The sequence below is a fragment of the Promicromonospora sp. NPDC057488 genome (assembly GCF_042802395.1).
In the GTDB taxonomy this organism is placed as follows: domain Bacteria; phylum Actinomycetota; class Actinomycetes; order Actinomycetales; family Cellulomonadaceae; genus Promicromonospora.
This window is the reverse complement of the sequence record NZ_JBHVEG010000185.1, coordinates 1-12,090: the sequence shown is the minus strand read 5'-3', so window position 1 is coordinate 12,090 and position 12,090 is coordinate 1. Positions and strand designations below refer to the sequence as shown.

Annotated in this window: 12 protein-coding genes; 7 read left to right on the top strand and 5 right to left on the bottom strand. The window is 72.1% G+C overall.

The genetic code is table 11. From position 1 onward, the window contains the following. Positions 1-153: 153 nt before the first annotated feature. A complete protein-coding gene (locus tag ACFU5G_RS25510) occupies positions 154-1,080 on the top strand; it encodes a DUF6891 domain-containing protein (protein WP_377251140.1) in 927 nt (308 codons plus the stop codon). Here the strand turns inward: ACFU5G_RS25510 and ACFU5G_RS25505 are convergent. Further along, a complete protein-coding gene (locus tag ACFU5G_RS25505; RefSeq protein ID WP_377251138.1) occupies positions 1,077-2,063 on the bottom strand; it encodes an HNH endonuclease in 987 nt (328 codons plus the stop codon). The two genes, ACFU5G_RS25510 and ACFU5G_RS25505, sit on opposite strands and share 4 nt — an antisense overlap. A gap of 290 nt (positions 2,064-2,353) precedes the next feature. On the opposite strand from ACFU5G_RS25505, the gene ACFU5G_RS25500 reads away from it, so the two are divergent. Next, positions 2,354-3,580 (top strand): hypothetical protein, encoded by a 1,227-nt coding sequence (locus ACFU5G_RS25500; protein ID WP_377251136.1) that lies wholly within the window; start codon positions 2,354-2,356, stop codon positions 3,578-3,580. A 108-nt stretch (positions 3,581-3,688) separates the two neighbouring features. Next, positions 3,689-4,903: a sulfotransferase family protein gene (locus ACFU5G_RS25495; protein ID WP_377251134.1), complete on the top strand. Its 1,215-nt coding sequence runs from the start codon at positions 3,689-3,691 to the stop codon at positions 4,901-4,903. 143 nt (positions 4,904-5,046) lie between these two features. Here the strand turns inward: ACFU5G_RS25495 and ACFU5G_RS25490 are convergent, their stop codons facing one another. Both ACFU5G_RS25490 and ACFU5G_RS25485 read right to left on the bottom strand, forming a co-directional pair. Next, positions 5,047-5,679 (bottom strand): response regulator, encoded by a 633-nt coding sequence (locus ACFU5G_RS25490; RefSeq protein WP_377251132.1) that lies wholly within the window; start codon positions 5,677-5,679, stop codon positions 5,047-5,049. Positions 5,680-5,732: 53 nt separating this feature from the next. Next, on the bottom strand, positions 5,733-7,424 hold the full coding sequence (locus tag ACFU5G_RS25485) for a sensor histidine kinase (protein WP_377251130.1): 1,692 nt from the start codon (positions 7,422-7,424) through the stop codon (positions 5,733-5,735). Positions 7,425-7,565: 141 nt separating this feature from the next. Between ACFU5G_RS25485 and ACFU5G_RS25480 the strand changes: the two genes are divergently transcribed. Further along, the gene (locus tag ACFU5G_RS25480) at positions 7,566-8,279 is read left to right on the top strand and encodes a phosphatase PAP2 family protein (RefSeq protein ID WP_377251128.1); all 714 of its coding nucleotides are present in this window, start codon (positions 7,566-7,568) and stop codon (positions 8,277-8,279) included. Here the strand turns inward: ACFU5G_RS25480 and ACFU5G_RS25475 are convergent. Beyond that, the gene (locus ACFU5G_RS25475; protein WP_020017603.1) at positions 8,221-8,748 is read right to left on the bottom strand and encodes a phosphoribosyltransferase; all 528 of its coding nucleotides are present in this window, start codon (positions 8,746-8,748) and stop codon (positions 8,221-8,223) included. The two genes, ACFU5G_RS25480 and ACFU5G_RS25475, sit on opposite strands and share 59 nt — an antisense overlap. Positions 8,749-8,874: 126 nt before the next feature. Then, a complete protein-coding gene (locus ACFU5G_RS25470; RefSeq protein ID WP_377251126.1) occupies positions 8,875-9,861 on the bottom strand; it encodes an FKBP-type peptidyl-prolyl cis-trans isomerase in 987 nt (328 codons plus the stop codon). 152 nt (positions 9,862-10,013) lie between these two features. Here ACFU5G_RS25470 and ACFU5G_RS25465 point away from each other — a divergent pair, with 152 nt between their 5' ends. From ACFU5G_RS25465 to ACFU5G_RS25455, 3 genes are all read left to right on the top strand, one after another. Then, positions 10,014-10,313, top strand: a complete 300-nt coding sequence (locus tag ACFU5G_RS25465) for a hypothetical protein (protein ID WP_020017601.1) — start codon at positions 10,014-10,016, stop codon at positions 10,311-10,313. Positions 10,314-10,401: 88 nt separating this feature from the next. Next, a complete protein-coding gene (locus tag ACFU5G_RS25460; RefSeq protein ID WP_377251124.1) occupies positions 10,402-11,175 on the top strand; it encodes an alpha/beta hydrolase in 774 nt (257 codons plus the stop codon). A gap of 42 nt (positions 11,176-11,217) precedes the next feature. After that, entirely contained in the window at positions 11,218-12,045 is an 828-nt protein-coding gene (locus ACFU5G_RS25455) for an alpha/beta fold hydrolase (protein ID WP_377251122.1), read from the top strand. The last annotated feature ends 45 nt before the right edge of the window (positions 12,046-12,090 follow it).

The window sequence follows — 12,090 nt, the reverse complement described above, 5'->3', positions numbered from 1 at the left end:
TTACCTCTTACGAAGTGCCCGGGAACCGCAGATCGTGCGTTCCGGGCCTCTGTTCGTCCTGGGTCGGTCGTCCGGCACGAGAACCCGGACCAAGGTGAGTCCCGCTCGTCGGCCGTGTCGGTGACCCGCACTACAGTCACGGCCGTGACCGACATGGATGTGGTGCCGATGGCCGGCGACGAGGAACTGAACTACGTGCGATCGCAGGTTCGCGCCATGGTGCGGGCGGGCTTCGCCCCGCTCGACGAGGTGCTCCAGGCCGCCGATGAGATGCTCGAGTCGGATGCCGCGCCAGGCCTGCGAACCGCAGCGGAAGCAGCCGCCCGCCACGAGTGGCAGGAGCGTGTCGGCGAGCAGGCGAGCTGGATCGACGAGGGCAGCTACACAGCGCTCGCGACGGCGTTCGCCGACCTCGAGAGCCTGGGTGTGGTCGCGAGGATGTCCTTCGCCTGCTGCAACACCTGCGGCGCCACCGAGATCCATGACGAGGCCGACCCCAACGGCCCGGATGCGCTCGGGTTCACGTTCTTCCACAGCCAGGAAGCGGACCGGCTCGAGGGCACTCCTGGTGACCTGTTCCTCTCGTTCGGCGGGTTCGATGAGACACCGGCCGCCGCCGTCGGCGAGATCGTGGCGACCACGGTCGCCCGGCATGGTTTCGAGGTCGACTGGGCGGGGGACGCCGGGGCCAAGGTCCGGGTGCGCGTGCCGGACTGGCGCAAGCGGCTGCCCGACGAGACGCCGCTGGGGGTCCCCGCACGCCTGCGGGTACGGCCCGAGCGCGGCGTGCCGACGCTCGACCCGACTCCGTACGACCTGCTCATGCTCTTCCACCAGGTCCGGCGTGGCCGCCAGCAGTTCTTCATCCTCGAGGACCTGGCGAACGACGACAGGTTTGCCCAGACGGCCCTCGAAGGCGACGGACCCGCGTTCGTCGTCGAGCATCGCGAGAGCTCGAGCAGCCCGGTCTACCAGGCGTCGTGCCCCGATCTCAGACTCGCGCACCGGGTCCTGACCGGCTGGGCCACGGGTGCGGACGGCTGGCGCGACCTGACCAGCTGGACGCGGCTCGACGTCTAGGATGCGGCTCGGCCAGTCCGTGCCGGACCGGCCGAGTGCCGCTCCGCCGTCCGGTGCTCGGCCCAGTGCTTGCCCAGCCACTCCACCTGGTCGTCCACGAGTCGTGTCGTGAGAGACGCGCCGTGGAGCTGCGCGTACTGCGGGTACTGCGCCAGGTCTGAACCGACGTCGATACGGAGCAACGCCGGATCGACTGCGAGTGAGCCGTCGTCGAACAGCCGATGGATGTCGCGACGGAGCATCAGCCCGCCGTACTTGAAATGGGTGCCGAGCTTCGCGTACGAGTAGAGATGGCCTGCCTCCAGGACTCGCTCGGGGGCATCCCCGGTGAAGGCGCACGTGCTGCCCTGGTCCGCCAGGAGGTTTGCGCGGAACTGCCGCTGGCCTCTGCGGACCCGGACGATCGCCTGGCCGAATCCTCCGGCCGCCTCGACGCGTGACCCGTCCGGAGGCTGCCACGAAAGGTCCGGCGTGCGTGCGGTCAGCCGCTCGACGGCGCGGCCGGCGCCCCTGTCGACGAGCACCTCGCGGAAAGCAGGCCAGTCGAGCTCGCGCATCGAGTTGATGCTGCCCTTGTTCGTGTTGAGCTCCTTGAGCTCATTCCTGTCGAGAAGGCCGTCCAACGAGGTCCAGGCCGCGTCGTATCGCGCGGTGTAGAGGGTGACGTCGACCTGCTCGACGACAGGTGTCTCGAACTCGTGGCCGCACTTCGAGCACCTGAAGCGCGGCGCGGTGTTCTTGCGCTGCTGGATGCGCGTCAGCCCGCAGTCGGGGCAGCGCAGCTGCGTCTTGTGACCACCGGACGTCTCGATCTCCTCGATCACCGAGACCCCGAGGAGGCGTTCCTTGTCCCAGAGCGCGACCGGGTCGCCGACCTGGAGGTTCCTGTGATTCGGGACCTTGCTGTCCCAGGAGTAGTACGAGTCGAGCTGGTCGTCGTACCCGAAGTTGCCGCCGTGGCCGCGGTTCTCACCTGCTGCCATGAGCAACCATGCGCGCGGAGGAGAACCGCTGTCCATGCGCACAGCTTGGCACAGCGAACGCCGACGTCGTTGTCGGCGCGGCGACACCCGCAGATTGCCGCGTGGAGAGATTCACCCGGATCCATCGTGGTGAAATTGTGCCCATATGCGGTATTTGGCCGCTAGGGTCATCACGGTCTCCGATGTCTCGCCCTGCCCCCTGGTGGAAAAGAACGATGACGAATCAGACTGCGGCTACGCATGCCCCAAGTCCGGTGTTGTCCGGGTCGCCACGACCCGGTGGTCTCCCGATGCGCCTGTTCGACCCTGTGGACGTCCCTCTGCTCGCCGATGTGCTCGCGGCGCGGGACATCGACGCCGTCTGGTCGGAGCTGCGGCAGGACTGGGGAGAGGCTGCCCCGGTCGGCCTCGGGTCGGACGCGCGTGCCTGGCTCGTGAGCGGGTACCAGACCCTCGCCACGCTCGCGCGGGGCTCCGGGATGGTCACCACTGACACGGGCGCCTGGAACGGCGAGCCCAGCGGGCCGCTGCCGGCGGCCTTCCGGTCGTCCTTCGAGCCCGGGTCGACGCGGAAGGTGGAGACGGCGTCGGGACCGGTACATGCCCGGCTGCGAGGCCCGGTCGACGAGGTGCTCGAGGCGGTGGACACGGCCGAGGTCGGCCGGATCACCCGTGACGTGTGCCAGGAGGTCGTCGACCGGCTGGTGGCCGGGGACGGGGCCGACCTGATGCGCGACTACGTCGTGCCGGTGTCCCATCTCGCCTTCGCCGCGGTGCTCGGGCTGGACGCCAGGACAGGGCGCCAGGTGTTCGAGATAGCCGACGACCTGGCAGCCGGGCGCGGGGACAGCGCCATCGTCGACGAGCTGAGCTTCCTGCTCGGTGGACAGGTCATGGGGCGTGACGCGAGCGGTGGCCTGACGCCGATCGGCCTGCTCGCGCAGCATTCCGGTTACGAGGGCACCGCCGAGGCCGTGACCGGGATGCTGTCCCTGGTCACGAGCGCGAGCCTGGGCGTGCAGGCGTGGCTGGGACAGGCGCTGCTCCTGGCCCTGAGCGACGAGGGGTTCCTCCGGCGGCTGGCCGGCGGGCGGCTCGGGACGGACGAGGCCCTGGACGAGGTCCTGTGGAACGCGTCGCCGGTGACGGTGCTCGTGCCACGCTTCGCCGTCAAGGAGGGGCACCTGTTCGGTGACGACGCGTACGTCGAGCGGGGCGACGCCGTGCTGCTGGCGGTCGGGGCGGCGGCCTCGGACCCGAGGATCCGCGGCGATGCCTGGGACGGGCTCGGCAACCGGGCGCACCTGGCCTGGGGTGCGGGGGCGCACCGGTGCCCGGCACCCCGCCAGGCGCGGCTGATCGTCCGCACCGCGGTCGAGACCCTGCTGCGGCAGGTGGAACCCGCGCTCGCGACCCGCGCCGAAGAGGTCCGCTGGGTCCCCGACCTGCGCTTCCGGCGCCCCGTCGCGCTGCCGGTGACCTTCCGAGCCACCGCCCCGTCGCCCTGGGCCGAGTGACGAGGCGGAGAGTGCTTCGGGCGGCCACGTCGCCCAGCGGTGCCCGTACCAGGCCCCGCACGTAGTTCCCATCCGAGTTCAACCCCGAGCAATTCCACTGGAGGATCTGTGAGTCGCACGCCCCGCGTGACCCGCGCGCTGAACACCGTGCTGGGACCGGTCGTGAAGGGGTACGAGGACCCAGACCGGTCCTGGGCCAAGGCCGTCGCGCAGGTCGAGAAGAAGGCGGGCGCCGAGGATCGTCAGTTCGCGGACGACCTCGGCGTGATCGTGAGGGGCGCGGCCGAGATCCCTCGGCTGTCACCCCTGGGCTGGTCCCTCATCCTGGCCGACGTCAAGGGGCGCTACGTCAACCGGCTGCGGGTCAACCACCTGCTGGCGGAGCACCCGGAGATCGCCGACGAGCAGATCACGGCGCCGGTGATCGTCTGCGGGCTGCCGCGCACCGCGACGACCCTGGCCCACCGTGTCCTGTCCGCCTCGCCCGAGCACCGCGCACCGTTGCTGTGGGAGATGCAGAACACCGGCTTCGAGGACCCGCGGTCGGAGCAGAAGCTGATCAAGCAGATGGAGCAGGGCGCCGGCCTGATGGAGCGGTTCGCGCCGGACATCCCGCACATCCACCCCATCAACGTCGACCGGCCCGAGGAGTCGATGTTCCTCCTGCCGCACGGCAGCCACTGGCCGGTCCTGCACGGTCTTATGCCGTCGTACAGCGCCTGGGCGGCTCAGCGCGACCAGACGGCCGACTACGAATACCTCAAGTCGTGCCTGCAGGTGCTGCAGCACGGCCGGGCGCCCAAGCGCTGGTTCCTGAAGTACCCGGCGCACCTGGCCGACATGGACACGATCCTCAAGGTCTTCCCGGACGCCACGTTCGTGTGGACCCACCGTGACCCCGTCACCGTCATCGGGTCGTTCTGCAGCCTGATGGAGACCTTCTGGGGGATGTACCAGCACGACACCGACCGGCAGGTGATCGGCCGGTTCGCCCTGGACCACCTGGTCGACCAGGTGAACCGGGGTCTGGAGCTGCGCCGCAACCTGCCGCCCGCCTCGATCGTGGACGTGCCGTACCACAAGCTCAGCGCCGACCCCTTCACCGAGGTACCCCGCCTGTACGCAGCGATCGGCGCCACCTGGACCACCCGCGACCAGGAGCACCTGGCCGACGTCGTCGCCAAGCCGAAGGGCACCCCGTCCCACCGGTACGACCTGTCGGACTACCTGGATCTCGCCGAGGTCGAGCAGACGTTCGGGCCCTACAACCGGCTGCTGGACCGCCTCGACCTCCGTGACGCGGAGCTCGCCGTGGAGCTCTGACCAGCTCCTGGTGACGGGCGGCGTTCTGGGGCGCGACTAGGTGCCGATTGATTGCTTCCCAAGCCGATGAGCGGCCCGGGGCCGCGGATTCTTGCAGTTCCGGGCCGCTCGGCGATGCTACGGAGCACCCGCCTGCGCCGCGATCAGCCCGCCTGTGCCGCGATGAGCGCGGCCTCGACGCGGTTGCGGGCGCCCGTGCTGCGCAGGATCGACGTGACGTGCACCTTGACCGTGCCCTCCGCGAGGTGGAGCCGGTCAGCGATCTCGGCGTTCGACAGGCCGTCGCCGAGCAGGGTGAGCACCTCCTGCTCCCGTCGCGTCAGCCGCTCGAACCGTTCCCGGGCGTCCTGCCGCGCTACGAACCGCGTGCCGAGCCCGGTCTGCAGCAGCCGCCGCGACACCGCCGGCGAGAAGAACGCCCCGCCGGACGCGGCCGCACGCACGGCGAGCAGCAGCTCGCGCGGGTCGCCCGACTTCAGCACGAAACCGTCGGCACCCAGGCGGACCGCCTCCGCGACGTACTCGTCCTCACCGAACGTCGTGACCATGAGGCACGGCGGCGCCCCGGCGGCGCGCTTGATCTCCGCCAGGGCCTCCAGCCCGTTCATGGCGCCCATGCGGACATCGAGCAGCACGACGTCGGGTCGGTGCGCCCGGACGGCTGCCACTGCCTCCTCGCCCGAGGCGCCCTGCCCGACGACCTGGATGCCGTCGTCGGTCTCCAGGATTCCGGCCAGCCCGGCCCGCACCAGCGGTTCGTCGTCGGCGAGGACCACGCGTAGGGGCGGAGGTACCGGGAGGCCCGCTGGGCCCACGACGCCGGGCCCGCTCACGACGCGCCGCCGGTCACGAGGTCCGCCGAGGACACGCGGTCGTCCGACCAGCAGATCCGGTAGGCATCGCCGGATGCGTCGGCGAGGGGGTCCGCCGTGACGGAGTAGTGGTCGCACGACGGGTCGGCTCCCGGAGGTGGTTGGAGCGTGGCCTCGGGCAGTACGCGCTCGACCGCGGACCGCGGGTCTCCCTCGGCGATACGCGCGAAGGCCGCCGGCTCGAGCAGCGTGTTCCGTGCGGTGACGTGGTCCGCGAGCTGGATCGCGGCGGCGACCGCGACCAGGGCGGCTGTCGGCACCAGCACGGCGGCGACCAGCAGTGCTCCGCCCCGACGCCGGGCCCGAGCCAGCCCGACGGTGACCGCCTGTGCACCCCGCGGCGTGGGATCCGCAGAGCGACCTGGCGTCTCGAGATCGCCCGGACGCGCAGGCGTGACGCGCACCGCGGGTGACGGGGGACCGGCCACCGGGCGCAGCTCGGCGCGGAGCACGTACTCGCCGCTCGCCGGCCCGGCCTCGACGGACCCGCCGGCAGCGCGCACGTGCTCGGCGAGGGCGCGGATGCCCGTACCGCTCGTGCTGCCCGCAGCGGAGGTGGCGGGGGTGGCGGAGGCGACGGAGGCTGCGGACAACGGGTTGCGGACGGTCACCACGAGGGGCGAGGCGTCCTCGCTCCCGGACTCGCTCCCGTGCCGGTGCTCGCCCCCGTGTCGGTCCCCGGTCCCGTGCTCGCCATCGCCTGTCTCGAGGCGGATCCGGACCGGCTGGCCCGGCGCGTGCTTGAGCGCGTTCGTCAGACCCTCTTGAACCACGCGTGCGACGACGGGACCGAAGGGCACGAGGCGCCCGGGCGCGAGCGATCCGTCGATCTCGACGTCGGCGCCGGCCCGCCGGGCGTCCCGGACGAGAACCTCGAGGTCCGCCCCGATCGTCGTGGCCGGAACATCGTCGGGCAGGCCGGTCCGCAGGGTCTGGACCGACGCCCCGAGGCGCGCCACCGCATCGGAGACCTGTCGCCGGGCGAGCCCGACGGACGCCCGCACCGAGTCGGCTGCCGCCCGACGGCGCTCGGCCTCCGGGTCTCGCTCCGTCACTTGCCCCGAGCCGGCTCCGGCGGCTTGTCCCGTGCCGTCGCCCAGGCCGCGTTCCAGCTCGAGCTCCAGCCGGCCCAGGTTGAGGGCGACGAGACTGAGGGCGTGCCCCAGGTCGTCGTGCAGGCCCTCGGCGAGGTGCAGCCGCTGTCGTGCCAGATCGGTCTCGGCCCGCAGTCGTCGGGCGTCCTGCTCCCGGACCAGCATCATGGCGGCGTCCGCCTCGGCGGATCGGCGCGCCTGCCACGCCATCGCCACGGCCCACGGCAGCACACCGGTGACGACCCCGCGGGCGGCGGTGACGAGCGCGTCGCGCAGGTCGGCCCAGCCGACCAGGACCGCGACGGCGCCCGCTCCCGCGGCGAGAGCCATGGCGAGGACGCCCAGGCGTGGCCCCCGGTCGGACAGGCCCAGCGGCGCGGCGACCGCCGCGAGCGGGATCATCCACCAGGGGTCGACCCCGGCGAGCACCAGGAGCCCGGCGAACGCGACCGCCAGGACCAGGCCGAGGGGGCGGGCAGAGCGGCGCGCCGAGACGGCCTCGGCGGCGGTCTCGGTGGTGTGCTCGGGCTCGGCCGGCAGGGACGTCTGGGTCACCGGACCATCGTCGTCGACGGGCCGGGGGAGTGCTTCCCGCCAGGGTCTGATCTTCCGGCCGGAGATCTAAGACCTGGGTCATAGACGACTCCTGACCTACGCCAGATCCCCGCTGCTTCGCATGTTCGTAGCGTTCTCGGCATGACCACCACACACCATGCGTCGCCGGCACATCGTCCGGTCGGTCCGGCCCGCGGCCCGGTACCGCACGCTGCCCTGCCCTCCGCGCTCGGCGCCGTCCTGATCCTGGGCGCCCTCGCGCTCCTGGCGTGGCCCGCCCGCGCTGCGCTCTTCGCAGGTGTCGCCGGCGGGACCGCCGCGTCGTCCCTGGCGCCGCTCGCGGGCCTGGTCGCCGGCAAGGGGCTGCTCGCGCTGGTGGCGATCACGGCCGGCCTCGTGCTGCTCATCTGGTTCCGTGACCGCCCCCGGTTCGGCCTGCTCGCCGCAGCCGGCGCAGGCACGGTCGCGGCGTACGTCACGAGCGAGGCCGTGAAGCTGCTCGTCACCGAGGAACGGCCGTGCCGGGCGATCGACGTAGCCACGGTGCTCGCGTGCCCGGCACCGGGGGACTGGTCGTGGCCGAGCAACCACTCGACCATCGCCGGGGCGCTGGCGATGTCCTGCCTGCTCGCCGCGCCCCGGCTCTGGCCCGTCGCCGTGCCGCTGGCGCTCGCCGTCGCGGGAGCCCGGGTCGCGGCGGGAGTCCACTACGTGCACGACGTGGCCTCGGGGCTGGCCCTCGGCGTGCTGGTCACGTGCGTCGTGGCACTGACCGCGCACGCCGGGGCTCAGCGGTTCACGCGTCGATCGACCTCGCGCCCGTCACCGGGGGCTCGGCGGACCAGGGGAAGGTGATCCACAGATCGGTGTCCTTCCAGGAGTAGTCCGGCTGGATGATGGTGCGCGGCTTGGTGAAGAGCACGGCGGAACGCGCCTCGGCGCCCTTCTTCTCCAGCAGGTCCATGACCAGGGCGAGGGTGCGGCCGGAGTCGGCCACGTCGTCGACCACGAGCACCTTCGCGCCCGGGAGGTCGGACGTGTCCATGAGGGGCGGCAGGACGCGCGGGTCCTCGAGCGTCTTGCCGATGTCCGTGTAGAACTCGACGTTCAGCGTCCCCACACCCTTGGTGCCGAGCGCGTAGGCCATGGCGCCACCCGGCACGAGGCCGCCGCGCGCGACGGCGATGACGACCTCGGGCACGAACCCGCTGTCCACCACCTTGTGGGCGAGGTCGCGCACCGCGACGGGGAAGGTCTCCCAGGTGAGCACCTCGCGCTCCGGCACGGGAGCGGACTCAGGGGCAGGCACGTCGGTCGAGGTCATGGGAAGACCCTACGAGACGTGGCGGGCACCCGGCTCGGGTACCCGCCACGTCTGCGCCGCCACCTGCGGCGATGCGCACGCTGCGTGCGCTAGATCTCACGTCGGCCTGCGTGGGGCCGAGGAGGGTCAGGCTGCCTTGGCCTCGAGGATGTCGACCACGAACACCAGAGTCGAGTTCGCCGGGATCGCGCCGTTCTCCTGCTCGCCGTAGCCCTGGTCGGCCGGGACGACGAGCAGCACCTGGCTGCCCACCTTCTGGCCGGCGATGCCGTTGGTCCAGCCGGGGATCACACCGTTCAGCGGGAACGACGTCGGCGTGCCGCGGCTCCACGAGGAGTCGAACGACGTGCCGTCGAGCAGGCAGCCCGCGTACTGGACGGTGACCGTCTGGTCCTTGGTCACCTCGGCGCCGTCGCCCTCGACGAGGGGCTGGACGACCAGCTCGGTGGGCTCCTTGTAGTCCTTGGGGATCGTCACGGTCGGCTGGCCGTTGTCGGCGAGCTCGACGGTGGGCAGACCCTCCTTGGGCGCGACCTCGGTGCCCTCGGCGCGGACCGGGATCTCCTTGGACTCTGTCACCTCGACCATCGTCACCTGGATGGTCTGGTCCATCGCGGTGCTGGCCATGAGGAGGCGCGTGCCGACCTTCTGGCCGATCAGGCGGTCGTTCAGGAGGTCGTACTGCGGGTCGCCGAGCGTGAACGACTCCGGCTTCTTGGTCTCCCAGGTCGAGCCGCTGGTCGAGCCGTCCTTGCCCGCGATGACCACGTAGTTGATGGTTACCTGGGCGCCCTCGACGAGGTCCGCGCCGGTGCCCTCGTCCACGACGCGGGACGTCGGGGTCGTGACCTCGAGCGGCGCCTTGAACGTCACCTTCGGTTCCTTGCCGACCGGGCCCGAGACCTCGATCGCGTCGACCGCCTTGACGTCCTCCTCGGACGGGCTGGGGGCGGGCGACGGCTCCGCGGCGGCCGTCACCTCGCAGACGTTTCCGGAGGAGGAGGCGGCGGCGTTGCCGCTCTCGCTCCCGCTGTCGTCGCCGCTCGCGCAGCCGGTGAGCGCAATGGATGCCAGCGCGACGGCTGCCAGGCCGGCAGTAGTGCGGTGCTTCACGAGTAGTCCTTCGGTCGGTGTGCGCCTTGCTGGGGACCGCCACACTCTAGCGGGCGGAGATGAGTGCGGCTCCCAGGCCTTGTGGTGCGCGATGCGGGCTGTTCTCGGGCAGCCTTGAGCCATCCGCTCCGCCCTGCGGAACAATAGATGCCATGCCGTCGAACCGCCGCTCCAGCAAGCGTCCGTATGCCGCGGACCACGTCCCCCTCGACGTGGACCGGGCCACGGGCGGACGCCGCAGCGAGTCGGCGGCCGACGGCGAGTGGGTGGTGCAGCGCATCCGTTCCTCCGACAAGACCTACGTCTGCCCGGCCTGCCGCCAGGAGGTCACCCCGGGAACGCCGCACGTCGTCGCGTGGAAGACGGACGGGTTCGGCGGTGCCGAGGCCGGGCTGGACGCCCGGCGGCACTGGCACAACAGCTGCTGGCAGCGCCGCGCGAACCTGCGCTGAGCGTCCGACCCCGTCGTGCGAAGCGTCACCGCGCCGACACACCCCCGCGCCGACGCGTCCTCCCGCGCGCGGGAGGACAATGGACCCGATGACCACTGAAGCGACGCCGGACGCGGCCTCCGGCCAGACGACCCACCAGATCCGCTCGCTCACCGTCCTGCCCGCGCAGCGGGAGGACGTCGAGCTGCACACCGCCGACGGCCTCACCCTCGTGGGCGAGCTCGCGCTGCCCGCGGACCGCGAACCCGCAGCCAGCCTCCTCACGCTGCACCCCCTGCCAACGCACGGCGGCTTCATGGACTCCCACGTCTACCGCAAGGCGGCCTGGCGCCTGCCCGCGCTGGCGGACCTCGCGGTGCTGCGCTTCAACACGCGGGGCACGTCCTCCCCGCGGGGCACGAGCGAGGGCGCGTTCGACGGCGGCGAGGCGGAGAAGTACGACGTCGCCGCGGCGATCGAGCTCGCCGAGTTCCGCGGGCTGCCCCGGCCGTGGCTGGTCGGCTGGTCGTTCGGCACGGAGCTGGTCCTCAAGCACGGCGCCGACCCGAGCATCGAGGGCGCGATCCTCCTGTCGCCGCCCCTGCACCGCGCGACCGACGAGGACCTGGACCGCTGGGCGGCGTTCGGCAAGCCGCTCGTGGTGCTGGTGCCGGAGCTCGACGACTACCTGCGTCCCGAGGAGGCCCGCCGCCGCTTCGCGCGCGTGCCGCAGGCCGAGGTGATCGGCGTCGACGGCGCGAAGCACCTCTGGGTCGGCGAGCCCGCCGTCGCCCGCGCGCTGAACGAGATCGTGGCCCACGTCCTGCCGGACCACCCGCTCCCGCTGCCGACCCACTGGGACGGGCCCCTCGGCACCTCCTGAACGGTCGCACCCCGAACCAGCACCCACCACAGGAGGACGACGATGACCTCGCGAGCCACCCAGAACCTGGCCACGTTCACGCTGCAGGACGGCGGCGGGGTGCCGCTCGTGCTGCTGCACGGTTTCCCGCTGGACCACCGCATGTGGGTGGCGTGCGCCGAGCACCTCCCGCCCGGCATCCGGGCCATCGGGGTCGACCTGCCCGGAGCCGGGCACAGCGACCTGGACGGTTTCCCGCCGAGCATCGAGCACATCGCCGACGCGGTGTACCGCACGATGATCGAGGCGGGGGAGGGCAACGCGATCGTCGTCGGGCACTCGATGGGCGGGTACGTCGCCCTCGCCCTGGCCGAGCGGCACCCGGGGTTCGTGGCGGGCCTGGGCCTGGTGGACACGAAGTCGACCGCGGACACCGAGGAGGCGCGGGCCAAGCGCCTGCGGATCGCGGCCGCCGTCGACGCCAGCCAGACCGTGGACGCCGTGCTGGGCATGCCCGCCAACCTGGTCGGAGCCACGAGCACCGAGCACCGGCGCAACCTGTTCCCCCTGCTGGACTCCTGGATCCGGGCGCAGTCGCCCGCCGGCGTCGCCTGGTCGCAGCGCGCGATGGCGGCCCGCCCCGACCGGACCGCCGTCCTCGAAGGGCTGGACGCTCCGGTCGCCGTCGTGGTGGGCGCCGAGGACACCATCACGCCGCTGGCCGAGGCGGAGCACATGGTGCAGGCTGCCGGCTCGCCCGCCGGTCCCGCCATGGGCGACGCCGCGCTCACCCTGGTGCCGGGCGCCGGGCACATGAGCGTCGTCGAGGATCCCCAGGCGGTCGCCGCCGCCCTGGGCCTGCTGCACACCCACGTCGTGGCCCACCACTGAGCACCTGAGCACAAAGGTCGGGGCGCGATCCACCGGGTGGTGGAT

What these genes read in the sequence shown, in the direction of transcription:
- ACFU5G_RS25500 (WP_377251136.1), top strand. Translation starts at nt 2,354, where the DNA reads ATGCGCCTGTTCGACCCTGTGGACGTCCCTCTGCTCGCCGATGTGCTC.
- ACFU5G_RS25510 (WP_377251140.1), top strand. Translation starts at nt 154, where the DNA reads ATGGATGTGGTGCCGATGGCCGGCGACGAGGAACTGAACTACGTGCGA.
- ACFU5G_RS25475 (WP_020017603.1), bottom strand. Translation starts at nt 8,748, where the DNA reads ATGACCTCGACCGACGTGCCTGCCCCTGAGTCCGCTCCCGTGCCGGAG.
- ACFU5G_RS25455 (WP_377251122.1), top strand. Translation starts at nt 11,218, where the DNA reads ATGACCTCGCGAGCCACCCAGAACCTGGCCACGTTCACGCTGCAGGAC.
- ACFU5G_RS25460 (WP_377251124.1), top strand. Translation starts at nt 10,402, where the DNA reads ATGACCACTGAAGCGACGCCGGACGCGGCCTCCGGCCAGACGACCCAC.
- ACFU5G_RS25505 (WP_377251138.1), bottom strand. Translation starts at nt 2,063, where the DNA reads ATGGCAGCAGGTGAGAACCGCGGCCACGGCGGCAACTTCGGGTACGAC.
- ACFU5G_RS25480 (WP_377251128.1), top strand. Translation starts at nt 7,566, where the DNA reads ATGACCACCACACACCATGCGTCGCCGGCACATCGTCCGGTCGGTCCG.
- ACFU5G_RS25465 (WP_020017601.1), top strand. Translation starts at nt 10,014, where the DNA reads ATGCCGTCGAACCGCCGCTCCAGCAAGCGTCCGTATGCCGCGGACCAC.